This window comes from Lysobacter stagni (assembly GCF_030053425.1).
Classification (GTDB): Bacteria; Pseudomonadota; Gammaproteobacteria; order Xanthomonadales; family Xanthomonadaceae; genus Lysobacter_J; species Lysobacter_J stagni.
Window position 1 is genome coordinate 1410769 of the sequence record NZ_JASGBI010000001.1, and the last position, 22423, is coordinate 1433191.

At 67.8% G+C, this 22423-nt stretch carries 22 protein-coding genes; 15 read left to right on the top strand and 7 right to left on the bottom strand.

Features of this window, described 5'->3' with window-relative positions; all coding sequences use genetic code 11:
• The first annotated feature begins 17 nt into the window (after positions 1-17).
• From QLQ15_RS06310 to QLQ15_RS06345, 8 genes are all read left to right on the top strand, one after another.
• The gene (locus QLQ15_RS06310; RefSeq protein ID WP_283211981.1) at positions 18-1229 is read left to right on the top strand and encodes a D-alanyl-D-alanine carboxypeptidase family protein; all 1212 of its coding nucleotides are present in this window, start codon (positions 18-20) and stop codon (positions 1227-1229) included.
• A gap of 246 nt (positions 1230-1475) precedes the next feature.
• Entirely contained in the window at positions 1476-2444 is a 969-nt protein-coding gene (locus QLQ15_RS06315) for a CsgG/HfaB family protein (RefSeq protein WP_283211982.1), read from the top strand.
• A 103-nt stretch (positions 2445-2547) separates the two neighbouring features.
• Entirely contained in the window at positions 2548-2826 is a 279-nt protein-coding gene (locus QLQ15_RS06320; RefSeq protein WP_283211983.1) for a DUF493 family protein, read from the top strand.
• Positions 2814-3506 carry a lipoyl(octanoyl) transferase LipB gene (lipB, locus tag QLQ15_RS06325; RefSeq protein WP_283211984.1) on the top strand — a complete coding sequence of 231 codons (693 nt, stop codon included), beginning with the start codon at positions 2814-2816 and terminating at the stop codon, positions 3504-3506. Before QLQ15_RS06320 ends, lipB begins: the two co-directional genes overlap by 13 nt.
• 57 nt (positions 3507-3563) lie before the next feature.
• A complete protein-coding gene (gene lipA, locus QLQ15_RS06330) occupies positions 3564-4580 on the top strand; it encodes a lipoyl synthase (RefSeq protein ID WP_283211985.1) in 1017 nt (338 codons plus the stop codon).
• Positions 4581-4841: 261 nt separating this feature from the next.
• Positions 4842-7103 (top strand): carboxy terminal-processing peptidase, encoded by a 2262-nt coding sequence (locus QLQ15_RS06335; RefSeq protein ID WP_283211986.1) that lies wholly within the window; start codon positions 4842-4844, stop codon positions 7101-7103.
• 66 nt (positions 7104-7169) lie between these two features.
• Positions 7170-8000 (top strand): methylated-DNA--[protein]-cysteine S-methyltransferase, encoded by an 831-nt coding sequence (locus tag QLQ15_RS06340; RefSeq protein ID WP_283211987.1) that lies wholly within the window; start codon positions 7170-7172, stop codon positions 7998-8000.
• A 120-nt stretch (positions 8001-8120) separates the two neighbouring features.
• Positions 8121-8570, top strand: coding sequence for a universal stress protein (locus QLQ15_RS06345; RefSeq protein ID WP_283211988.1), 450 nt, complete (start codon positions 8121-8123; stop codon positions 8568-8570).
• A 15-nt stretch (positions 8571-8585) separates the two neighbouring features.
• Here the strand turns inward: QLQ15_RS06345 and QLQ15_RS06350 are convergent, their stop codons facing one another.
• Complete coding sequence (locus tag QLQ15_RS06350; RefSeq protein ID WP_283211989.1) at positions 8586-9080, bottom strand: Lrp/AsnC family transcriptional regulator; 495 nt, start codon at positions 9078-9080, stop codon at positions 8586-8588.
• A gap of 264 nt (positions 9081-9344) precedes the next feature.
• Here QLQ15_RS06350 and yedA point away from each other — a divergent pair, with 264 nt between their 5' ends.
• The 3 genes from yedA to QLQ15_RS06365 are packed head-to-tail and all read left to right on the top strand — an operon-like array spanning position 9345 to position 11702.
• Positions 9345-10283, top strand: a complete 939-nt coding sequence (gene yedA / locus QLQ15_RS06355; RefSeq protein WP_283211990.1) for a drug/metabolite exporter YedA — start codon at positions 9345-9347, stop codon at positions 10281-10283.
• Positions 10280-11188 (top strand): EamA family transporter RarD, encoded by a 909-nt coding sequence (rarD, locus tag QLQ15_RS06360; protein ID WP_283211991.1) that lies wholly within the window; start codon positions 10280-10282, stop codon positions 11186-11188. Before yedA ends, rarD begins: the two co-directional genes overlap by 4 nt.
• Before the next feature lie 13 nt (positions 11189-11201).
• Positions 11202-11702, top strand: coding sequence for a DinB family protein (locus tag QLQ15_RS06365; protein ID WP_283211992.1), 501 nt, complete (start codon positions 11202-11204; stop codon positions 11700-11702).
• Positions 11703-11771: 69 nt separating this feature from the next.
• Here QLQ15_RS06365 and QLQ15_RS06370 read toward each other — a convergent pair whose 3' ends face one another.
• The 4 genes from QLQ15_RS06370 to QLQ15_RS06385 all read right to left on the bottom strand — a co-directional run bounded on the left by QLQ15_RS06370 (position 11772) and on the right by QLQ15_RS06385 (position 16343).
• The gene (locus tag QLQ15_RS06370) at positions 11772-13076 is read right to left on the bottom strand and encodes an ABC transporter permease (protein ID WP_283211993.1); all 1305 of its coding nucleotides are present in this window, start codon (positions 13074-13076) and stop codon (positions 11772-11774) included.
• Positions 13077-13086: 10 nt separating this feature from the next.
• Positions 13087-14247 (bottom strand): ABC transporter permease, encoded by a 1161-nt coding sequence (locus tag QLQ15_RS06375; protein ID WP_283211994.1) that lies wholly within the window; start codon positions 14245-14247, stop codon positions 13087-13089.
• Between the two features lie 51 nt (positions 14248-14298).
• Complete coding sequence (locus QLQ15_RS06380) at positions 14299-14994, bottom strand: ABC transporter ATP-binding protein (protein WP_283211995.1); 696 nt, start codon at positions 14992-14994, stop codon at positions 14299-14301.
• Positions 14995-15086: 92 nt separating this feature from the next.
• The gene (locus tag QLQ15_RS06385; RefSeq protein WP_283211996.1) at positions 15087-16343 is read right to left on the bottom strand and encodes an efflux RND transporter periplasmic adaptor subunit; all 1257 of its coding nucleotides are present in this window, start codon (positions 16341-16343) and stop codon (positions 15087-15089) included.
• A 238-nt stretch (positions 16344-16581) separates the two neighbouring features.
• Between QLQ15_RS06385 and QLQ15_RS06390 the strand changes: the two genes are divergently transcribed.
• From QLQ15_RS06390 to QLQ15_RS06405, 4 genes are read left to right on the top strand one after another with little or no spacing between them, the layout of a single operon-like run.
• The gene (locus QLQ15_RS06390; RefSeq protein WP_283211997.1) at positions 16582-17490 is read left to right on the top strand and encodes an ABC transporter ATP-binding protein; all 909 of its coding nucleotides are present in this window, start codon (positions 16582-16584) and stop codon (positions 17488-17490) included.
• Positions 17487-18257 (top strand): ABC transporter permease, encoded by a 771-nt coding sequence (locus QLQ15_RS06395; RefSeq protein ID WP_283211998.1) that lies wholly within the window; start codon positions 17487-17489, stop codon positions 18255-18257. Before QLQ15_RS06390 ends, QLQ15_RS06395 begins: the two co-directional genes overlap by 4 nt.
• Positions 18258-18276: 19 nt before the next feature.
• Entirely contained in the window at positions 18277-19506 is a 1230-nt protein-coding gene (locus QLQ15_RS06400; protein ID WP_283211999.1) for a sensor histidine kinase, read from the top strand.
• 49 nt (positions 19507-19555) lie between these two features.
• Complete coding sequence (locus QLQ15_RS06405; protein WP_283212000.1) at positions 19556-20173, top strand: response regulator transcription factor; 618 nt, start codon at positions 19556-19558, stop codon at positions 20171-20173.
• A gap of 102 nt (positions 20174-20275) precedes the next feature.
• On the opposite strand, the gene QLQ15_RS06410 is transcribed toward QLQ15_RS06405, so the two are convergent.
• Together QLQ15_RS06410 and QLQ15_RS06415 are read right to left on the bottom strand one after the other, a co-directional pair.
• Positions 20276-21649 (bottom strand): leucyl aminopeptidase family protein, encoded by a 1374-nt coding sequence (locus tag QLQ15_RS06410; RefSeq protein ID WP_283212001.1) that lies wholly within the window; start codon positions 21647-21649, stop codon positions 20276-20278.
• Entirely contained in the window at positions 21646-22362 is a 717-nt protein-coding gene (locus QLQ15_RS06415; RefSeq protein WP_283212002.1) for an HAD-IA family hydrolase, read from the bottom strand. The genes QLQ15_RS06410 and QLQ15_RS06415 overlap by 4 nt, the downstream gene beginning before the upstream one ends.
• Positions 22363-22423 lie beyond the last annotated feature (61 nt).

Consider the following 22423-nt stretch of genomic DNA (forward strand, 5'->3'; position numbering starts at 1 on the left):
CTGGAGTCGTTGAAAAGATGAAAGTCCCCGCTCTTGCCAGAGCCGCCGTCGTCGCGGCCGCCGCCACGCTCGTGGCCGGCCTCGCCCTCGCGCAGACCACGCCGCAGCCCGCCCCGCTGCCGGCCGCCAGCGACTCGCTGCCCGTGCCGCCTCCGCCGCAGATCGCCGGCACCGCCTGGATCCTGATGGACGCCGAGAGCGGCAACGTCCTGGCTGGCGAGAACTACGACCAGCGCGTCGAGCCGGCCAGCATCACCAAGGTCATGACCAGCTACGTGATCGCCGCGGAAATGGCCGCCGGCAAGGTCAAGGGCGATGACCAGGTCATGATGACCGAGAACGCCTGGCGCGTCGGCGGTGCCGGCACCGACGGCAGCTACTCCGGCTTCGAGGTCAACAAGACCGCGCCGCTGCTGGAAATGGAAAAGGGCATGGTGGTGCAGTCGGGCAACGACGCCGCCATCGCGCTGGCCGAACACGTCGCCGGCAGCACCGATGCCTTCGCCGCGCTGATGAACCAGTACGCCGCGCGCATCGGCATGACGGGTTCGCACTTCGTGAATCCGCACGGCCTGTCCGACCCGAATCACTTCTCCACCGCGCACGACCTGGCCCGTCTTGGCCGCGCGCTGATCCACGACTACCCGGTCGCGTACTCGTACAACAAGATCAAGGAATTCACGGTCGGTCCGATCACGCAGCCCAACCGCAACCTGCTGCTGTGGCGCGATCCGTCGGTCGACGGCATCAAGACCGGGCACCACTCCGGCGCCGGCTACTGCCTGATGGCGTCGGCCAAGCGTGGCGACCAGCGCCTGATCTCCGTGGTCATGGGCTCCACCAGCGAGAACCAGCGCGCAGTGGATTCGCAGGCGCTGCTCAACTGGGGCTTCCGTTTCTTCGAAACGCATCGCCTGTACGACCCGGGCAAGGCCATCGCCAAGCAGAAGGTGTGGAAGGGCGCCACCGACCAGGTGGAGCTCGGCGTCGCCGAACCGCTGCTGGTGACCGTGCAGCGCGGCAAGTACAACCAGCTCAAGCCGATGATGGACGTGCCCAAGACGCTGGTCGCGCCGATCGCCAAGGGGCAGAAGATCGGCACGATCAAGGTGATGCTGGACGGCAAGGTCGTCTCGCAGCGTCCGCTGGTCGCGCTCAACGCGGTGGAGCAGGGCGGCTTCTTCAAGCGCCTATGGGACGAGTTCTGGATGTGGTGGGAGTCGGACTGACACCCCGCGCGAACGCAACCGCATCGACGAAAGGGCCGGCACATGCCGGCCCTTCCTTTTTGCCCGACCGTCATCCCATCGTGTCCATGCCGACGTGCGAATGGGAGAAGTCCTAGAGAGTGCTACCGCCCCAAATGTTTTGATCAGCTTCGAGCCAGGCGACTGCATGGCTCATGAGGTTGGCGAGCGCGTCCCGATGCATCGGGTTCACGGTGCCGGCACGGCATTCATTACGTGGAGCGGGTTATGAAAGGCGGTAAGACGCATGTCGTCGTAGCTGCGGGTACGTTGGGGTTGAGCGTTCTGCTGGGCACAGGTCCCGCGCTGGCCGGCGCGGATCGCGAGGGTGCAAAGAGAGTCGACATGCCCGTCTGCGACACCCGGCTCGGCAGTATTTCGGTGATCGAACCGGAGGACTCCGTCGACTGGTGGTCCGGGCAACAGCTTCCGGCGCCTTCAAAGCTGATCAAGGCCTTCGTCAACCAGTCCGGCTGCTTCACTCTGGTGGACCGGGGTGCGGGACTGGATGCAGCGCTTGCCGAGCGCGAACTCTCTTATGGCGGTGAGCTGCGTGCGCAGTCCAACGTCGGCAAAGGGCAGGTCAGGGCCGCCGACTATGTGCTGGTGCCGGACCTGGTCGCCAGGAACGAAAACGCAGGGGGTGCAAGCCTGGTCGCAGGCCTGCTGGGCGCGGTGGTTGGCGGCGATGCGGGCTCGATCCTCGCAAGCATGGACTTCCGCAAAAAGACCGCCGACGTCGTGCTTACCCTGACCGATGTCCGATCTTCGGAGCAGGTCGCAACGGTGGACGGCAGCGCAAAGAAGAGCGATGTCAGCCTGGGCGGAGCCACCTTGTGGCACGGCACGCGGCCGGGGGGCATCGGCCTGTCCGGATACACCAACACCGAGATCGGTCGCGTAATCGCGCTCGCGTATCTGCAAGCCTACGCGGGCCTGGTCGAGCAGATGCGTGGACGTAACGGTGCTCCGTCGGCAGACAACGCACAACGGGCGGTTACCGTCATCAAGCCGGCGCGCCTGTTCACCACGGCGGCCGGTACCAAGGTCGTGCGTGGGCTCGATGCGGGGATGATGCTGTACCCCACCGGCAACAAGGACGGCGTGATGTGGGAGGCTGAGGACGAGTTCGGCAACAAGGGTTGGGTCTCCTCCACGCTGCTGGAGCTGTCCAAGCGGGATCCCCGCGATTCCTGAGTCCACCTGCCCGGGATCGATGCCCGCGGCGGGCCATGCCCTCCGCATTCCGGGAGATTGCGATGCCTTGGGTTCACTGGGCGGCGGACCCATAATGACCGCCATGGAAATCAAATCCGACAACCCGGACCACGGCTTCCAGTTCCCGGGCACCTTCGAGCTCAGCGCCATGGGCGCGGCCGAGAAGGACCTGGAAACGGTGCTGCCGACGCTGCTGATGGACGCCGGCATCGAAGTGGTGCAGGAAACCGTCAACTGGAAGTTGTCCAGCAACGGCCGTTACGTCTCGGTCCGCATCACCTTCCGCGCCCAGAGCCGCGAGCAGTACGACCAGGCGCACCAGGTGCTGCGCGATCATCCGGAAGTGAAGTGGACGCTCTGAGCGATCCGGTCGGGGTTTCGCCGGAGACACCGCCCGCGCTGCCGCCGACGCAGGTGCGCGACCTGGGCCGGCGCACCTACGAGCCCGTCTGGCATGCCATGCAGGCCTTCACCGACGCCCGCACCGCTGACACGCCCGACGAGCTGTGGCTGGTCGAGCACGATCCCGTCTTCACCCTCGGCCAGGCGGGCAAGGACGAGCACGTGCTGTTCCCGGGCGATATCCCGGTCATCCATGTCGACCGCGGCGGCCAGGTCACGTACCACGGCCCGGGCCAGATCGTGCTGTACCCGCTGCTGGACCTGAAGCGCCTCAAGGTCGGCGTGAAGGACTACGTGCATCGCATCGAGCAGGCGATGATCGACACCCTGGCCGACTGGAACATCCATGCCGAACGCCTGGACGGCGCGCCCGGCGTGTACGTGAACGGCGCGAAGATCGGCGCGCTCGGCATCCGCGTGCGTCGCGGATGCACGTTCCATGGGCTGGCCTTCAACATCGCCATGGACCTGGAGCCCTTCCAGCGCATCAATCCGTGCGGATACCAGGGGCTTCAGGTGACCTCGATGCTAGACTTGGGCGGCCCTTCCGGGCTGGAGGCGGTCAAGCCGGTGCTCATCGGGCACGTGGCGCGCCAGTTCGGTCTGCAGGTCGAGGCGGCCCCGCCGCCGACGTTCTAGAACCCTTCCCGACGCGCTCCGCCCACGGAGCCGCCGCTCCAGAGATCCACGCCCGACATGACCGAGTCCGCCCCCAAGACCATTCCGCTCGCGGTGGTGAGCGGCGGTGACGCGCCGTCCACGCTGCAGCCCGGTGTGAAGCAGGTGGCGGGCGACAAGATCGCGCGCTCGCCGGTGCAGTTCGCCGACGCCCCCGTGCTGCGCAAGCCGTCGTGGATCCGCGTGCGCATTCCCTCGGGCAACTCGGTGCAGCAGCTCAAGGCCAAGCTGCGCGAGAACCGCCTGGTCACCGTGTGCGAGGAAGCCAGCTGCCCGAACATCCACGAGTGCTTCAGCCACGGCACCGCCACGTTCATGATCCTGGGCGAGGTCTGCACCCGCCGCTGCAGCTTCTGCGATGTCGCCCACGGCCGGCCGAAGCCGCCGGATCCGACCGAACCGCTGAACCTGGCGACGACCGTTGCCGACATGCGCCTGAAGTACGTGGTGGTGACCAGCGTCGACCGTGACGACCTGCGCGACGGCGGCGCCCAGCATTTCGTCGATTGCATCGCCGCGATCCGCGAGCACAGCCCGCGCACGAAGATCGAGGTCCTCACGCCCGACTTCCGCGGCAAGGGCCGCATGGAGCGCGCGCTGGAAATCCTGGCGACCAACCCGCCGGACGTGTTCAACCACAACGTCGAAACCGTGCCGGAGCTGTACCGCAACGTGCGTCCGGGCGCGGATTACCAGTGGTCGCTGACGCTGCTGAAGAAGTTCAAGGCGCAGCATCCGGAGGTCGCCACCAAGAGCGGCATCATGCTCGGCCTGGGCGAGGACATGGAGCAGGTGCAGGGCACCCTGCGCGACCTGCGCGCGCACGACGTCGACATGATCACCATCGGCCAGTACCTGCAGCCGAGCGCCCATCACCATCCGGTGTTGCGCTACTGGACGCCGGACGAGTTCAAGGCCCTGGAGGAGTACGGCTACGCGCTGGGTTTCTCCCACGTCGCCTCCGGCCCGCTGGTCCGATCCTCCTATCACGCCGACCGTTCGGCGATGGAAGCCGGCGTCGTCGCCGCCGGCTGAGCCGCGCTCGTTTCCACGCTCACGCATCTTTGATCGGAAAAGCCCGAGGCTTAGCCGTGCCTGACGGCTTCCCGTCGCCCAGCTGAACGCGGTCGCGTGAATGGGCGGAGGTGAGGCCCGCAGCACGCTTAATCCCACCCCCGGTGGGTGACAGTCGCTGCAACTTTCGGCACTGTGGGGTTGTCTGACGCCGGGTCCATTCTGCGTTTCGACTCCTTGAGTTCCCCTATTTGGCCGCCCCGCGGCCGCGAAGCCTCCGCGATGAAAGCCAAGACCACGCCCGCCACCGTCCTTGTCGCCCTCCTGCTGACCACCCCCGTGGCTCTGCTGGCGCAGTCCGACAGTTCCACCGACAAGAAGACTTCGCAGGTCCAGCTTCCGGAGCACGAGAAGCCGAACCTCATCCGGTCGATGGAGCCGTCGCCGCTTCCGCGCGCGGCTACCGCCGACCAGACCACCGCCGCCAAGCTGGTGTACGGGCTGCTGTCCGACAGTCGCTACGCGTACCGTCCGGTCACGCTCGACGACACGCTCTCGGCCGACATCTACAAGCGCTATCTCGAATCGCTCGACGGTGGCAAGCAGTTCTTCACCGCGCAGGACATCGCCAAGTTCGACGCCTACAAGCTCAAGCTGGACGATGCGATCAAGAGCGGCGACCTGGCGCCGGCGTACGCGATCTTCTCCACCTACAAGCAGCGCGTCGACCAGCGCGTGACCTTCGCGCGCAACCTGCTCAAGCAGGACATCTTCGATTTCAGCGGCACTGACCGCTACGAGTACGACCGCGAGGACGCACCGTGGGCGACGGACGCCGCCGCGCTCGACGCGCTGTGGAAGGCCTCGGTGCGCAACGACTGGCTGCGCCTGAAGCTGGCCGGCAAGAAGCCGGAGGACATCCGCAAGACGCTCGACAAGCGTTACGCGAACATGGGCAAGTCGATCGCCGAATTGAAGGGCGAGGACGTGTTCCAGACCTTCCTCAACAGCTACGCCAATTCGGTCGACCCGCACACCGATTACTTCACGCCGAAGACGGCCGACAACTTCAACGTGTCGATGTCGCTTTCGCTGGAAGGCATCGGCGCGGTGCTGCAGAAGCAGGACGACGTGGTCGCGATCCGCGAGATCGTGCCCGGCGGTCCGGCCGGCAAGTCCGGCAAGCTCAAGCCCGGCGACCGCGTGGTCGCCGTGGGACAGGGCGAAAGCGGTGCGATGGAAGACGTGATCGGCTGGCGCATCGACGATGTCGTCGCCAAGATCCGCGGCGCCAAGGGCACGAAGGTGCGCCTGGATGTCATCCCGGCCGAAGCGGGCCTGGACAGCCAGCCGCAGCGCCTGGTGCTGGTGCGCGACAAGGTGCGCCTGGAAGACCAGGCCGCCAAGTCCAAGGTCATCACCATTCCCGCCACCGAGGGCGGTCCGCAGAAGCGCATCGGCGTGATCGAGCTGCCGGGCTTCTACCAGGATTTCGAAGGCCGCCGGAAGAACAGCAGCGATTACGCCTCGGCCACCCGTGACGTCGCCAAGCTGCTGGAAAAGCTGCGCGGCGAAAAGGTCGACGGCGTGGTGCTGGACCTGCGCAACAACGGCGGCGGTTCGCTCAATGAAGCCATCGAGCTCACCGGTCTGTTCATCGATCGTGGTCCGGTCGTGCAGGTGCGCGAATCCGGCGGCCGCGTCAGCGTGGAAGGCGACAGCGACACCGGCATCGCGTGGGAAGGCCCGCTGGCGGTGCTGATCAACCGCGGTTCGGCTTCGGCGTCGGAGATCTTCGCCGGCGCGATCCAGGACTACGGTCGCGGCCTGGTCATCGGCGAGACGAGCTTCGGCAAGGGCACAGTGCAGAACCTGGTCGACCTGGACCGCTGGCCGGCCAACGAGGAAGCGCGCTTCGGCCAGGTGAAGCTGACCATCGCGCAGTTCTTCCGCGTCAGCGGCGGTTCCACGCAGAACAAGGGCGTGGTGCCCGACGTCGCGTTCCCGGTGTCGGTCGACGCCAGCGAATACGGCGAGAGCACCTACGACAACGCGCTGCCGTGGACGCGCATCTCGGCCGTGCCGCACACCGCGTATGGCAACTTCGCGCCGCTGCTGCCCAAGCTGGAAGCGCTGCACACCGCGCGCATCGCCAACGACAAGGAATTCCAGTGGTGGTCGCAGGACGTTGCGGAGTTCCGCGAGGAGCGCGCGAAGAAGTGGGTCAGCCTGAATGAGGCCGATCGCCGCGCCGAGCGCGACCGCGAGGATGCCAAGCGCAAGACGCGCCAGGAACAGCGCAAGGCGCTGGGGCTGGACCTCGACCCGCTGGCCGACGACTCCTTCGACGACGGCCTGTCCGCCAACGAGCGCGACATCGCCAAGGACGCCGAGCGCGAGAAGCTGGCCGACAAGCGTCCGGACCCGCTGCTGCGCGAATCGGCGGCGATCCTGGCCGACGCGGTGCGTCTGCTGAACGCGGATCGCCAGCTGTCCGCGCAGGTGCTGCCGACGGCGACTATCGCGGGCCATTGGGCCGACTGACCGGGTCGTGACCCATCGCAAGGATCGGATAGCGGGCGCCTTCGGGCGCCCGCTACGCTTTGGGCCATGAACACCGCCCGCCAACTGCGCGACAAGCTCGACCACGCCCGCCGCCTCCTCGACGAAGGCGAACCCACGCTGGCGACGCTGGCGCAGAACGTCGGCCTGAGCGCCTCGCACCTGCAGCGCCAGTTCACCGCACGCTTTGGCCTCAGTCCGGCCGAATACCTGGCGCAGCGCAAACTGGGCACGCTCAAGCTCGCGCTGCGCGAAGGCAGCGATGTCAGCGCGGCGCTGTACGACGCCGGCTACGGCTCGCCCTCACGCGTGTACGAAGGCGGCGCGGCGAAACTCGGCATGACGCCAGCGCGCTACCGTTCCGGTGGCGCGGGCGAGCAGATCCGCTGGAGCATCGCCGACACCGCGCTCGGCCAGGCCCTGGTGGCGACCACCGGGCGCGGCATCTGCATGATCGAACTGGGCGAGGACGTCGCCGCACTCGAAGCGCGGCTGCGCGCGGAATTCCCCGGTGCGCAGCTCGAACGCGTGGACGCCGGCCGCGACGAGTTCCTTGCGCCGCGCCTGCGCGCCGTGGCCGATGCGTTGGCGGGGAAGCAGGCGCAGGTTCCGTTGGATCTCATCGGCACCGCGTTCCAGAAGAAAGTGTGGGACGCGCTGATGAAGATTCCGCGCGGACAGACGCGCAGCTACGCGCAGATCGCGCAGCAGATCGGCCATCCACGTGCATCGCGTGCCGTGGCCAATGTGTGTGCGAACAACCACGTCGCCATCGTCGTTCCGTGCCATCGCGTGGTGCGCGGGGATGGCTCCCTCGGCGGCTACCGCTGGGGCCTGCCGATGAAGCAACGCGTGCTGGAGCGCGAGCGCGTGGCGTGAGGCCGCCGTTCGTCGGGTGCGCGCGACGAACCGCCGATGGGCGCCTCGCGATTGCTCCCGATCAAGGGCGCGGAACATGGACGGGGGCAGCATAGGTCCAGTCCACCCCGGAGGATCGCCGTGTACCACCACCTCTGCCTTCCCACGGACGGCTCGCCGCTGTCCGCGCACGCCATCGAGCAGGGCCTCGCGTTCGCAAAGCAACTGCACGCGCGCGTGACCGTCCTGCATGTGATCCAGCCTTACCGTGTCTATGCCGTGTCGCCCGAGCAGCTGGCGCTGGGCGGCGAGGCCGAATACCGCAACGCGGTGCACGAATCGTCGCGGCAGCTGCTGCATTCGGTGAAGGAGCGTGCGCAGGCCCTGAGCGTCGGGTGCGACACGGTGGTGGTCGAGGACGAGCTGCCGTGGCAGGCCATCATCGCCGTGGCGAAGGAGCGCGGCTGCGATCTGATCGCGATGGCCTCGCACGGACACCGTGGCATCAAGGCGCTCCTGCTCGGCAGCGAAACCCTGAAGGTGCTCACGCACTCGACGTTGCCCGTGCTGGTGTACCGGCACCCCGACTGATGCCGGCCGCGGCCGCTACTTGCGACGACGTGCCGGCAGGCGCGTGGGCAGGTGCAGCCCCGACTTCACCACTTCGAACACCATGCGCGTTTCGTAGCGCTTGATGTTGCCCTCGTCCATGAAAAGCCGGTCGGCCACCTCGCGGCAATGCGCGACGCCGGTGGTGGCCAGGATGACCAGGTAGTCCCATTCGCCGGCGAGGGTGAAGCATTGCTGCACTTCGGGCGCGGCGCGCATGCGCGCGTGGAAGCTCGCGTGCAGTTTGGCCGACTCGCGCTCCATCGCCACCAGCACGGTTGCCAGCGTGGTCGTGCCCAGAAGGCGTGCATCGAGCACCGCGATCTCGCGCAGCAGGCCGCTCTTGCGATAGCGGGTGATGCGCCGTTGAACCGCGCTGGCCGATAGCCCCACCGCTTCGCCCAGCGTCGTCAGCGTGGCGGCGGAGTCGCGCTGCAGCAGCTCCAGCAGGCGGTGGTCGAATTCGTCGAGTGCGACGGGCGTCCTGTCCATGCAAAATTTTTGCGTGAAGGCGCAGGATTAATCAACCACGTCGCGGTGCGGTGGCGTTACGCTTGATCCATCCGAATGACTCCCGGCACCGCGCCTGCGAGGCGTCCCACCCGAAACCCGGGCCAGGACGCACCGCCCGGCACGGTGCCTTCGGTGTCGTCCGGCGATCGCGGTCGATGCAACGCTGTGTTTCCGCAGACCGCGTTCAAGACAGGCAGTGCCGCACCGCCACCCCCACGTCTGGAACACTTTTCAGGAATCGGCATGAGCACCGCTGCACCCACCGCCGACCGGGCCGCCCCCGGCGCGCTGGCCGTCGCCTTTGCCCTGGCGTCGGTCTACATCCTCTGGGGCTCCACGTACCTGGCCATCCGCTTCGCGCTGGAAAGCTACCCACCGTTCCTGCTCGGCGCCGGCCGCATGTTCCTGGCCGGTCTCATCATGTACGTCGTGCTGCGTTCGCGCGGCGTGGCCTCGCCCAGCGGGAAGCAGTGGCGCACGCTCTGGGTGCTGTCGATCTGGATGGTGCTGTTGTCCAACGGACTGGTGAACCTGGCCGAGACCGAAGTCGGTTCCGGCCTGGCGGCCATCGCAGTGGCATCGATGCCGCTGTTCGCCGGCGTGTTCGCGATGCTTCGCGGTCGTCACCCCTCGAAGATCGAATGGATCGGCCTGGTGATCGGCTTCCTCGGCGTGCTGTGGCTCAATGCCGGCGGCGAGTTGTCCTCGTCGCTGCTGGGACTGGTGTGCCTGGTGATCGCGCCCATCGCCTGGGCCTGGGGTTCGATATGGAGCCGCGACCAGGACCTGCCGCAGCCGTTCATGTCGGCCGCCGGGCAGATGCTCACCGGTAGCGTGTGGATGCTGATCGCGGCCGTCCTCCATGGCGAACGCATCACGCAGATGCCGTCGCTGTCGGCGACCGGCGCGATGCTGTACCTCGTCGTCGCCGGTTCGATCTTCGGCTTCACCGCCTACATCTGGCTGCTGCACCACGTGCGCCCGGCGCTGGCCACCAGCTATGCCTACGTCAACCCGCCGATCGCGGTCCTGTTCGGTGCGTTGATCGGCGGCGAGCACTTCAGCGCGCACGACCTCGGCGCGATGGCCGTGATCCTGCTGGGCGTGGTCATCATCACGCTGGCGAAGGCGCGCTCGGCGCGCCCCGTTGCGCCGACGCCCACGACGGAGCCGGCGGCATGAACGATCAGCACTCCGTCCGCAACGGCCTGTGGATCGCCGCGGCCTCGTTCGTGCTGTGGGGCCTGATGCCGTTGTACTGGCATCTGCTCAAGGTGGTGCCGTCGTTGCAGATCGTCATGCACCGCATGGTGTGGAGCGCGCTGCTGGTCGCCGGCTGGCTGGCTTGGAAGCAGGGCCGCGGCTGGCTGCGCGCCACGCTGGCGCGGCCGCGCACGGCGTGGATGCTGGGACTCAGCGGCCTGCTCATCGCGACCAACTGGACGCTCTACGTCTGGGCGGTGAACGCCGGTCACGTGGTCGAAACCAGCCTGGGCTACTTCATCAATCCGCTGATCAGCGTGGTCATGGGCGTGGTGTTCCTGCACGAACGCCTCAACCGGTTGCAGTGGATCTCGGTGGCGCTGGCCGCGACCGGCGTGGCGTGGCTGACCTGGCAGTACGGCCAGCCGCCCTGGATCGCGCTGGGGCTGGCGCTGACGTTCGGCCTGTACGGCTTGATCCGCAAGCTGGTCGCGGTCGACGCCGTCAACGGCCTGGGCGTGGAGAGCGTGTACCTGTTCCTGCCTGCGCTGGGCATCCTCATGTGGGCCGAGACGCACGGCAGCGGCGGTTTCGCCGGCGGTTGGGGTTGGGGCGTCGATGCGCTGCTGGTGTTCGGCGGCGCGCTCACGGCGCTGCCACTGATCGGCTTCGCCTACGCGGTGCGTCGCGTGCCGTTGTCGGTGGTCGGGCTGATGCAGTACATCGCGCCGACGCTGCAGTTCCTGCTGGGCGTGCTGTTCTTCGGCGAAGCCTTCGACCGCGAACGCGCTACCGGCTTCATCTTCATCTGGGGCGCACTGGCGATCTTCGCCAGCGAAGGCCTGTGGCGCGCGCGGCGGCAGGCCGCGCTCGCCGCCACCTGACGGGAGCGTCGCCATGAATCGGACCACGCTGAACGCACTGACCCTGTTTCCATTGCAGCTGGAAGCGCACTACCAAGCGATCCCGCCCGCGTATCGCCACTGGGCGCCGCCGAGCTGGGAGGGCATTCCCAGCGAGCACTTCACCGCGATCGAGCAGTTGTGCCACGTGCGCGACATCGAGATCGAGGGTTACCAGGAGCGCATCCGTCGCACGCTGGTAGAAACGCATCCGCTGCTGCCGTCCATCGAGAGCGAGCCGTTGGCGATCCAGCGCAGGTATGGCGATGCCGATGCCGAGGCCGTGCTGGCCGCGTTCGGTGAAGCGCGCGCACGCACCGTGGCGACGATCGCGGCGCTCGACGATGCGCAGCTTGCGCGAACGGCGCAGTTCGAAGGCTACGGTCCGCTCACGCTGCGCAGCCTGGTGCACTACCTGTGCAGCCACGACCAGCAGCACCTGGCGGGACTGCAGTGGCTGCTGGGCAAGATCGAAGCGGAGCGGGTCGGCGCCTGACCGGCCGATGACGCCATGAAAAAGGCCGCGATCGCTCGCGGCCTTTTTCGTTTCGGCAGGTTGCAAGGCTTACGCCGCTCGCAAGGCCTCCGTCACCGGCAACCGTGCCGCGCGCAGCGCCGGGAACAGGCCGCCGACCAGGCCGATGCCGAGCGCCCACTTCAGGCCTGTCCACAACAACTCCGGAGAGACGCGGAACTGGAACACTACCTGGCTGAAGTTGTTGCCCAGGGTCGATACGGTGTGCCCGTTGAACAGCAGCCACGCGATGAGCGCGCCAAGCAAGCCGCCAAGGAGCGCGAGCAGCATCGTCTCCAACATCACCGCTGTGACCACGGGCAGGCCACGAAAGCCGATGGCGCGCATCGTCGCGATCTCGCGCGAGCGACCGGCGACCGCGGCGTACATCGAGTTCAGCGCGCCAAAGATCGCGCCGATCGCCATGACCGTTCCGATGATGATGCCCAGCCACTTCAGGAACGTGGTCAGCTGCTGGGATTGCTTGGCGTAGTAGTCGCGGGTCGTCGACACGTCGAGCTTGAGGCGAGGATCGCCCGCGAGCGCGGCCTTGAGCTTCTTGAAGCCATCCTTGCCGTCCAGCTTCACCGTCACCGACTGGTAGGCCTGGCGTTGGTACGCGGGGCCGAGCACGTCGACATCGGCCCACAATTCCGATTCGTGAGAATCGCCGGACTCGAACACTCCAACCACCGTCCACGACTGGTTGGCGAGCTTGAGCTGCTGGCCGACCTCCAGGCCTGCGAACTGCCGCTGCGCCCCCCGACCCACGACCATCTCGCGCAGGCCCGGGCCGAACTTGCGACCCTCGACGATCTTCAGCTCCGGGCGCAGCGCCCACGCCGACGGACCAACGCCGCGAAACTGCACATTGGTGTCGGTGCCGTCGGCCTTGCTCTGGAGATTGACCACCTGTGACAGCTCGGGCGAGGACAACGGGCGCCCATCGGCGCCCCTGGCGATACCGGGCAACGCGCTGATCAGCGGCTCCTGGTCGCGCGTTATGACCGAGTTGGTCTCGGCCTGCGAGCCGCCACGCAGGACGATCGCGGTGTCATCCCCGCCAGTGCTGTCGAGTGTGGCCTTGAAACCTTCGCCCATCGCGAGCATCGCGACCAGCACGCCGACGACGCCGGCGATGCCGATGACGATGACCGAGGAGGCGCCCCAGCGCTGCGGCAAGCTGGCGATGCCAATGCGGGTGGCGGCCAGTGCGAGCGCGCCTGTGCGGGTGAAAGCGAGCCACAGCGCGAGGAGCACCACGATGCCAAGCACCGCATACCACGGCAGCAGGGTCCAGACGACGAGGCACGCCACGAGCAGCAATACAAGCGCAAAGTTGATCAGGAATCGCATGGCGGTCTCCTCAGCGGCCCGCGAGGGCGTCGACGATGTTGAGTCGCATGGCACGCAGGGCGGGCAGGAGCCCTGCCAGCACGCCGAATGCGAGCACGAGCACGATGCCGACGATCCAGGTTTCCAGCGGTAGATTGGTCGGCAGCTGGATGAAGCCGCCGCTCAGCTTCACAGCCAGCTGCATGGCCACCGGCGCGAACAGCAGGCCCACGGCGCCGCCGATTGCGACCAGTAGCACCGACTCGCCCAGCACCAGCCCCAGCACGCTGCGGTTGGAGAACCCGATCGTCTTGAGCACCGCCAGTTCAGGGATGCGCTCGCGTACCGCCTGCGCCATCGTGTTGCCCGTGAGCAGCAGCAGAGTGAAGAACACCGCGCCCATGATCGCGCTGACGATCAGTCCGATGTCGCCGATCTGCTTGATGAAGGCCTGGTTGAACGCTTCTTCGGTCTGCGTCTTGGTTTCGTGGTCGGAGTTGGCCGAGAGCGCGTCGATCGCCTTGGACACCCGGTCTGCGGAGCCGGCGTTGTCGAGCTGCACGATGTACCAACCCACGCGACCCTTGACGTAGTCATTGGCCTCGTCGAAGTAGTTCCAGTGGAACAGGAGGATCTGCTCCTGGCCCTTCTGCTTCTCGTTCTCTACGCGGAAGATGCCGTCGAGCTTGAACGTCCAGTCGTTGCTGCCCTTGGTCGGGAAAATCGTGGCCTGCAGCGGGATGGTATCGCCGATCTTCCAGCCGAACTTCTTCGCGAGCGTTTCGCCCACGATCGCACCGCGGCGGTCGGCTTCCCAGGCAGTACGTTGTGCGGCCGGCAGTGTGAATTCCGGATACAGGTCGAGGTAGCCGGGGCCGACAGAGAAGTTCGGAAAGAAGTTCTTCGGATCCTGGTAGATGCCGCCGAACCAGGCCGCATACGACGATCGCTTCACGCCCTGGGTCGAGCGGATCTGCGAATCGAGGCTGTAGGGCAGCATCTGCGTCAGCGAAAGCCGCGAGGAAGTGATCATCCGGTTCGCGCCCGTCACGTCGCCGCCGGAATTGAAGGCGACCCGGACCGAGTCGAGCATGCCGAACAGGAAAAAAGCCGTGATCACCGAAAACAGCGTCAGGAACGTACGGGTCTTGCTGCGGAACAGCGCGGCCCAGATCAGGTGCAGGTATTTCATCTGCGCATCCTCGAAAGTGGATCTTCACCCTTGCGGGAGAAGCGGGCCTGTTCAGTGCTCGATGGCGAGCTCGCGCTCGACCAGCGTGCCCTTGTCGAGGTGGATGGTGCGCTGTGCGTGATCGGCGGCCTTGGGATCGTGCGTGACCATGAGGATGGTCTTGCCATGGTCGCGGTTGAGCGACTGCAGCAGCGCGAGGATCTCCTCGGCCGACTGGCGGTCCAGGTCGCCGGTGGGTTCGTCGCAGATCAGCAGCGTGGGGTCGGAGACGATCGCGCGTGCGATGGCGACACGCTGCTGCTGGCCGCCGGAGAGCTCGTTCGGACGGTGCTTGCCGCGTTCGGCCAGGCCGACCAGCTGCAGTGCGATCTCCGCGTTGCGCTTGCGCTGCGCGGACGACAGCCTCGTCAGCAGCAGCGGAAGCTCCACGTTCTTCTGTGCGTTGAGCGTGGGCATCAGGTTGTAGAACTGGAACACGAAGCCGACGTTCTGGCTGCGCCAGTGCGACAGCTGCCCGGCGCTCATCGTGTCGATGCGCTGGCCATCCACCTGGATCTCGCCACCGGTGGGCGAATCCAGGCCGCCGATCAGGTTGAGCAGCGTGGTCTTGCCCGAACCGGAGGGGCCCATCAGCGCCACGAAGTCGCCCTTGGGGATGTCCAGGTCGATGCTGTGCAGCACCTCCACCTTTTCCGGACCGCGTTGATAGGTCTTCCTGAGATTGCGGATCGAAACCAGCGTAGACATCGCGACGTCCTCGGAACGGTAGAAGGGGGACTGCGTCGTACTTCGTAAGGCGGTTTATCCGTAGGGCCAGCGTGTTGCGGTGCGCGGTGCGGTCACTCGGTTTCGGTCGGCGCTTCCTCGCTCGCGGTGGCCACCCGCACGCGATCGCCGTCGGACAGGCCGGCCGGAGCATCCAGCACCACCGTCTCACCGCCTGCGAGGCCCTGGGTGACCTCGCGGTCATCGCCCAGACTGCGGCCGACGGCCACTTCGCGGCGCTGCACGCGCTCGTCGGCAACCACGAACGCGACCTGCTTGCCGTCGCGCGACGAGATGGCCGCGGCCGGTACCAGCACGCCGGGCTTCTGCGCGGGCTGTTCGGGCTTGCCGGCTTCCAGGAAGCTCACGCGCACGCCCATGTCGGGCACGATGCGCGGGTCCTTCGTCTTCAGCGCGACGCGTACCTTCACCGTGGCCTTGCCGCGGTCGGCGGCCGGGATGATGGCGATCACTTCGCCCGGGATCTTCCAGTCCTGGTACGCGTTGAGCGTGGCCTCGACGGGCATCTTCGGCTGCACCCGGCCGATGAAGGCCTCGCCGACTTCCACTTCGACTTCCAGCGAATCCATGTCGACGATGGTGCCGATGCCGGTGCGCGTGAAGCCGCCCGTCGCCAGCGGCGAGACGATCTCGCCCGGCTGCGCGGCCTTGGCCGTCACGACGCCGGCGAACGGCGCGCGCACGATCGTGTTGTCGACGCCGATGTCGGCGATGCGCAGGCGATCGCTCGCGACCTTCGCGTTGCGCTCGGCGGTGATCAGTTCGGCGCGCAGCGAATCACGCGCGGCAACGGCTTCGTCGTACTGCGACTTCGACACCAGCTGCTGCTGCACCAGCGTCGACAGACGATGCGCGTCCGCCTCGGTCTGCGCGACTCTCGCACGCACGCTTTCCACCTGGCTGCGCGCCGCGCCGGCCTGTGCAGTGGCAAGGTCGCGTTCGGCGTCGGCGTCGATGGGGTCGAGCGTGGCCATGATCTGGCCCGCTTCCACGCGCTGCCCTTCTTCGATCAGGACCTCGCGCACCTTGCCGGTGATCTTCGCCGACACCGTGGCCATGCGACGTGCGACGACATAGCCCGTGGCATCCAGCACCGACGCGCTGCCGCCGCCGTTGCCGATGGCCGTGACGGTGGCGGTCTGCACTTCCACACCGCGGCTGCGTCCGAGCACCGCCCATGCGATGAGCGCCAGCACGACCAGCGCGGCGACCGCGGCCAGCGCGATCCACAGCCCGCGGCGGGAGGGCGGAGGCGGTGGGGCCGAACGGTCGATTCGCAGTTCCTTGAGCAGGTCAGCAGAGTTGTTCATCGCGATCCGGACGATGGAAAGGGGGGAAGTGTGGGCAGTCCGGCCGCGCGTGCGCTAGGGGCCGGAAGTAACGTTTTGCCGTCGGGGCGGCCAGGACAGCGCCAAGCCTATTCGATGCGGGGCCGCGCGGTCACCTGATGCCTGTCATGTGTTCGCGGTGACGGCTGCGACTGACGCGGCGCCGTGGGCCTGCGGAGGATGTACGGCATCGGGACAACCCGCACGGAGGATCACGGCGATGAAGGATGGACATGCAGTACTGGCACGGCTGGCGGGCGTGCGCAGGTCGTATGGCGCGATCGAAGCCCTGGCCGGCATCGATCTGGAGGTGCGCGGCGGGCAGATGCTCGCGCTGCTGGGCCCCAACGGCGCGGGCAAGAGCACCGCGGTCGGCCTGCTGCTGGGCCAGGGCTTGCCCGATGCGGGCACCGTGTCGCTGTTCGGCCGCTCGCCGCACGAACTCGCGGCACGCCGTCGCGTGGGTGTCATGTTGCAGAGCGCGGGTATTCCGGACACGTTGAAGGTCTCGGAGTTGTTAGCGCTCACCCGCAGCTACTACCCGAACCCGCGCAGCATCGCCGACTGCGTGATGCTGGCCGGCCTGGACGGTCTGCTGGAGCGCCGCTACCGCCAGCTCTCCGGCGGACAGCAACGGCGCGTGCAGTTCGCCCTGTCGGTGTGCGGCCGACCGCAGCTGCTGTTCCTCGACGAACCCACGACCGGCATGGACATCGAGGCGCGCCGCACGTTGTGGCGCGCGATCCGCGAGCTGGTCGCGGACGGATGCGGCGTGCTGCTCACCACGCACTACCTGGAAGAGGCCGAGGCGCTGGCCGATCGCGTGGCGGTGCTGCAGCGTGGTCGGCTCATCGCCGAAGGATCGGTGGAAGACCTGCGCGGGCACCTGGTGCAGCGTCGCATCCGCTGCCTCAGTGCGCTGAGCGTGGAGCGCGTGTCGGCGTGGCCGCATGTGATGCAGGCACATCGCGATGATGCGCGCCTGGAGCTGGTGACCGACGCCGCGGAAGCCGTCGTGCGTCGCCTGCTGACGGAAGACCCGGCGTTGACCGGTCTGGAAGTACAGCGCGCCGGTCTGTCCGACGCCTTCCTCGAACTGACCCGCGAAGACGCCCGGGAGGCCGCATGAACACCATCACCACCGACATGCCCGAGCCGGGCACGCTGCTGCGCAGCTACGGCCTCGAGGCGAAGTACGAATTCCTGCGTGCGCTGCGCACGCCGATGTTCGCCGTGCCGACGCTGCTGTTTCCCGCGCTGTTCTACGTGTTGTTCGGCATCGTGCTCAGCGGTTCGCGCGGTGGCGTTGCGGCCGCTCAATACCTGCTGGCGACCTACGGCGTGTTCGGCGTCATCGGCGCGTCGCTGTTCGGCTTCGGCGTGAGCGTGGCGATCGAGCGCGAGAACGGTTACCTCGAACTCAAGCGCGCACTGCCCATGCCACCGGGTGCCTATCTGCTGGCGAAGATGGCGATGGCGGTGCTGTTCTCGGCCATCATCTCCGTGATGCTGGCGGTACTTGCGGCCGGGTTGGCGAAGGTGTCGCTGGCACCCTGGCAATGGCTGGCGCTGTTTCTGGTGAACCTGACCGGTGCGCTGCCGTTCTGCGCGATCGGCTTGTACGTCGGCAGCCTGGTCGGCGGCAGTGGCGCGCCGGCGGTGGTCAATCTGCTGCACCTGCCGATGGCGTTCCTGTCGGGCCTGTGGATGCCGCTGCACCTGCTGTCGCCGATATTCGCCAAGCTGGCGCCGCTGTGGCCCGCGTGGCACCTCGGCCAGCTGGCGCTGAAGGTGGTGGGGCGCGACTCGGGCGCGTCGGCGGCGATGCACGTCGCGGTGCTGCTGGGCCTTACCGTGGTGTTCTTCCTGCTCGCCCGTCGTCGGCTTTCGCGCTGACGGGGCGGCGGATACAGTCATGACCACGCGCCTTGCCGAGGGAACACGCGCCATGTCCGGATCGACCATGCCGGTGCTGCTGCGCTGGCGAGCACGCCTGGTTCCCGAGTCCCTTGGCATGGGCTGGGCACCGATCTTCCTGCTGGGCTATCTCTCGTTCCTGTTCATGCCGGCGCTGCTGGGTGTGCTGGGCGAGGCCGACCGCATGTTCGGGCATCAGCCGAGCCTGTGGCCCACGCTGTTGTCGATCGTGGTGTTCCTGCCGCTGTACTTCGCCGCGTATCGGCAGACCGGAAAAGGGCGTATCGCCTGCATGCTGGCGATCGCCGCGCTGGGCTACCTGCTGATGCCCAGCAACCCGTTCGCCAACACCTATCTGATCTACGCCTGCAGCTTCGCGTCCACCGCGGGCGGCCCGCTGTGGCAACGACTGGCGTGGATGACGGCGATGCTGGCCGGCCTGCTGGTGGAGGTCGTGTTGCTGCGGTATCCGGTGTTCGTGTTCCTGGTGACGATGATCGTCGCGGTGGCGGTGTTCTTCGGCAATCACCATTTCCTGGAGAGCCGCCGCAAGCAGGCCGCGCTGAAGCTCTCGCACGACGAGGTACGACGACTGGCCGCACTGGCCGAGCGCGAGCGCATCGGTCGCGACCTGCACGACCTGCTCGGCCACACGCTGTCGCTGGTGGCGCTGAAATCGGAACTTGCCGGCAAGCTGGTCGAGCGCGATCCCGAGGCGGCCGTGCGCGAACTGCGCGAGGTGACGCGCGTGGCGCGCGATGCACTGAGCCAGGTGCGCGCGGCGGTCACCGGTATCCGTACCGCGGGTGTCGCCTCGGAGCTGGCATCGGCGCGCCTGTTGCTGGAGTCGGACGGCGTCGCGTTCCATTACGAACTCGCGCCGATCTCCCTGCCGGCCGACGTGGAAGCGGTGCTGGCGATGACGTTGCGCGAAGCGGTGACCAACATCCAGCGCCACGCGCGCGCGCGCAACGCGCGTGCGCGGTTGCAGGCCGATGGCGCCGGGGCGGTGTTGCAGATCGATGACGACGGTCGCGGTGGCGCGATCAGGCCGGGTAATGGCCTGTGCGGCATGCGCGAACGTCTGGAAGCGCTGGGCGGCCGGTTGCGGGTGGATTCCACACCGGGGCGGGGCACCTGCGTGCAGGCGTATGTGCCCTTGCCGGGCCCGGCCGTCGCGCAGCCGGACCACGCGTCGCAGGTGCACGTGCCGCCCGCGGCGGCGTGAACCGCTGCGTGGGTGCTAACGTGCGCGCAGTGCGGCGGGGAAGCGGACGATGATCGGCGTGTTGCTGGCCGAAGACCAGGCGATGGTGCTGGGCGCGCTGTCCGCGTTGCTGCGGCTGGAGTCCGACATCGACGTGCTCGGCGCCGCCACGGATGGCGAGGCCGCGTGGGAGCAACTGCAGCGCCTGCATCGCGAAGGCCGCACGCCGGACGTGCTGGTCACCGACATCGAAATGCCGGGCCTGGGCGGCCTGGAACTGGCGCAGCGCGTGCGTAGCCACGAATTGCCGACGAAGGTCATCATCGTCACCACCTTCGCGCGCGCGGGCTTCCTGCGTCGCGCGCTGGATGCCGGCGCGCGCGGCTATCTGCTCAAGGATGCGCCGGCCGAACAGCTGGCCGAAGCGATCCGCCAGGTGCATCGCGGCGGTCGCGCGATCGATCCGCAACTCGCGGTGGATGCCTGGGGCGAGGCGGACCCGCTCAACGACCGCGAACGCCAGGTGCTGCGCATGGCCGGCGAAGGCCTGACGGCGGGCGAGATCGCCGCGCGCCTGCACCTGTCCCAGGGCACGGTGCGCAATTACCTGTCCGAGTCGATCGGCAAGCTGGGCGTGGGCAACCGCATCGAGGCGTATCGACTGGCGCGGCAGAAGGGGTGGTTGTAGCGCGCCGCTGTCATCCCCGCGAAGGCGGGGATCCAAGTTTCAGAGACGTTGCGATTCGGGAGAGCTGGATCCCCGCCTACGCGGGGATGACGGCTTCAGGCTTCAGACGCCGGCGTGCCGCTTCAACAACGCGTATGCGCCGCGCAGGCCCTGCGCTTCGCCACCGGCCGGACGGCCCGGGCGGTCGTTGTCGTTCCAGCTGTACACGTCCAGGTGCGCCCACTTCTGCGTCGGCGGCACGAAGCGGTCCAGGTACACTGCGGCCGTGATGCTGCCGGCCATCTTCGACGGCCCGCCATTGGCGATGTCGGCGATGCTGCTGGCCAGGTAGCGCAGGTACGGACGCCACAGCGGCATGCGCCACAGCGGATCGCGCTGCGCCACGCCGGCCTCCAGCCAACGCTGCGCGATGGCCTCGTCGTTGCTGTACAGCGCGGGCAGGTCGGGGCCCAGCGCGATGCGCGCGGCGCCGGTCAGCGTGGCGAAGTCGAGCAGCAGCTCCGGCTTCTGTTCCACCGCGTAGGTCAGCGCATCGCACAGGATCACGCGGCCTTCGGCGTCGGTGTTGTCGATCTCCACCGACAAACCCGCGCGCGTGGCGATCACTTCGCCCGGACGGAACGCGTTCGGACCCACGGCGTTCTCCACCGCCGGCACCAGCAGCGTGATGCGCAGCGGCAGGCGTTGTGCCATCACCAGCTCGGCCAGCGCGATCGCGTGCGCCGCACCGCCCATGTCCTTCTTCATGTTGCGCATGCCGTCGGCGGGCTTCAGGTCCAGGCCGCCGGTGTCGAAACACACGCCCTTGCCGACGATGGCCACGTGCGGGTGCGACGGGTCGCCCCAGCGCAGCGCGATCAGGCGCGGTGCGCGATGACTGGCGCGGCCGACGGCGTGGATCGCGGGGAAATTCTGGGTGAGCAGGTCATCGCCGCCGATCACCTCGATATGCGCGCCGAAGCGCTCGGCGATCTCGCACGCGATCTGTTCCAGCTGGTCCGGGCCCATGTGCTCGGTGGGTGTGTTGACCAGGTCGCGCACGCGCACGCAGGCGGCCAGCTGCGACAGCGTGTCGCCCTCCGTCTGCGCAATGCGCAGCTGCGCCGGTGCGCGCAGCGGGGTGCGGTAGCGCTCGAAGCGATAGCTGCCCAGGCCCCAGCCCAGCTGCAGCGCGGCGCGTGCCTCGGCAGGCAGATCGGTGGCCAGCGACCACGCCCGCGACGGCAGCGCGAAGGGCGCATGGCCGTACGAGAACGGGTCGAGCGGGTCGGTCACGCCGATCACCGCCGCCGCGATGCCGCCCCCTGCCGCAGGCAGCGTGATCGTCGAGAACGACGCGCCTTCGAAGCCCTGCGCATCGAGCCAGGCGTTGACCGTCGCATCCTGCGTGCTACGCCACGCGGCGAGCGTGTCGCGCGTGACGACGTACAACGGCAACGCATCGGCGGAATCGGTGAATCCAGCGGGCAGGCTCATGCGGCGAGAGGTTCCGGGGTGTGGGCCGCATCCAGCCAGTCGGCCAGTTGGGCGAGGGTGGTGAATTCGAGGTCGGGGCGCACGTCGGCGTGTGGCCAGCGCGCGTTGTCACGGTTGATCCAGCAGCTGCGCAGGCCCGCGCGATGCGCGCCCAGGACATCCATTTCTATGTCGTCGCCCACGTGCAGCACGTCGCCGGGTGTGTGCGGGAAGCGCGCGCACGCGGCGTGGAAGATGCTGGCCGCCGGCTTCGGCGTGCCGTGCTCGCGTGCACCGAGCTGGAAGGCGAAGTGCGCCGACACGCCCACGCGCGACAGATCGGCGTTGCCGTTGCTGATCGCGGCCAGCGGCACGCGCGCAGCCAGACGCGCCAGCGCGGGCAACGCGTCGTCATAGAACTCCACGCGGTTGCGCTCTTCGTAGAACGCCTTGAACGCGGCGTCGGCGTGGCCCGGGTCGTCGCCGGCCAGCTCCATCGCGCGCACCAGGCTCAGCTTGCGCAGCAGGCTGAAGTCGTGGGCCAGGTCGGGACGCTCGATGAACAGCTGCTCGCGCAGCTTCCGCATCGCTTCGATCGGGAACCGCTGCGCGGTGCGCGGGCAATGCTGCAGCAGCCACTCGTGGAGCACGCGCTCGACCCGTGCCCCGATCGGCGCGAACGGCCACAGGGTGTCGTCGAGGTCGAGGGTGATCGCGCGGACAGGGAAATGCATGCCGATATGGTAGCCCGCCTTCCGCCACGGGCCGTCCGTCGTGTGACGGCCGCTTTCGGGG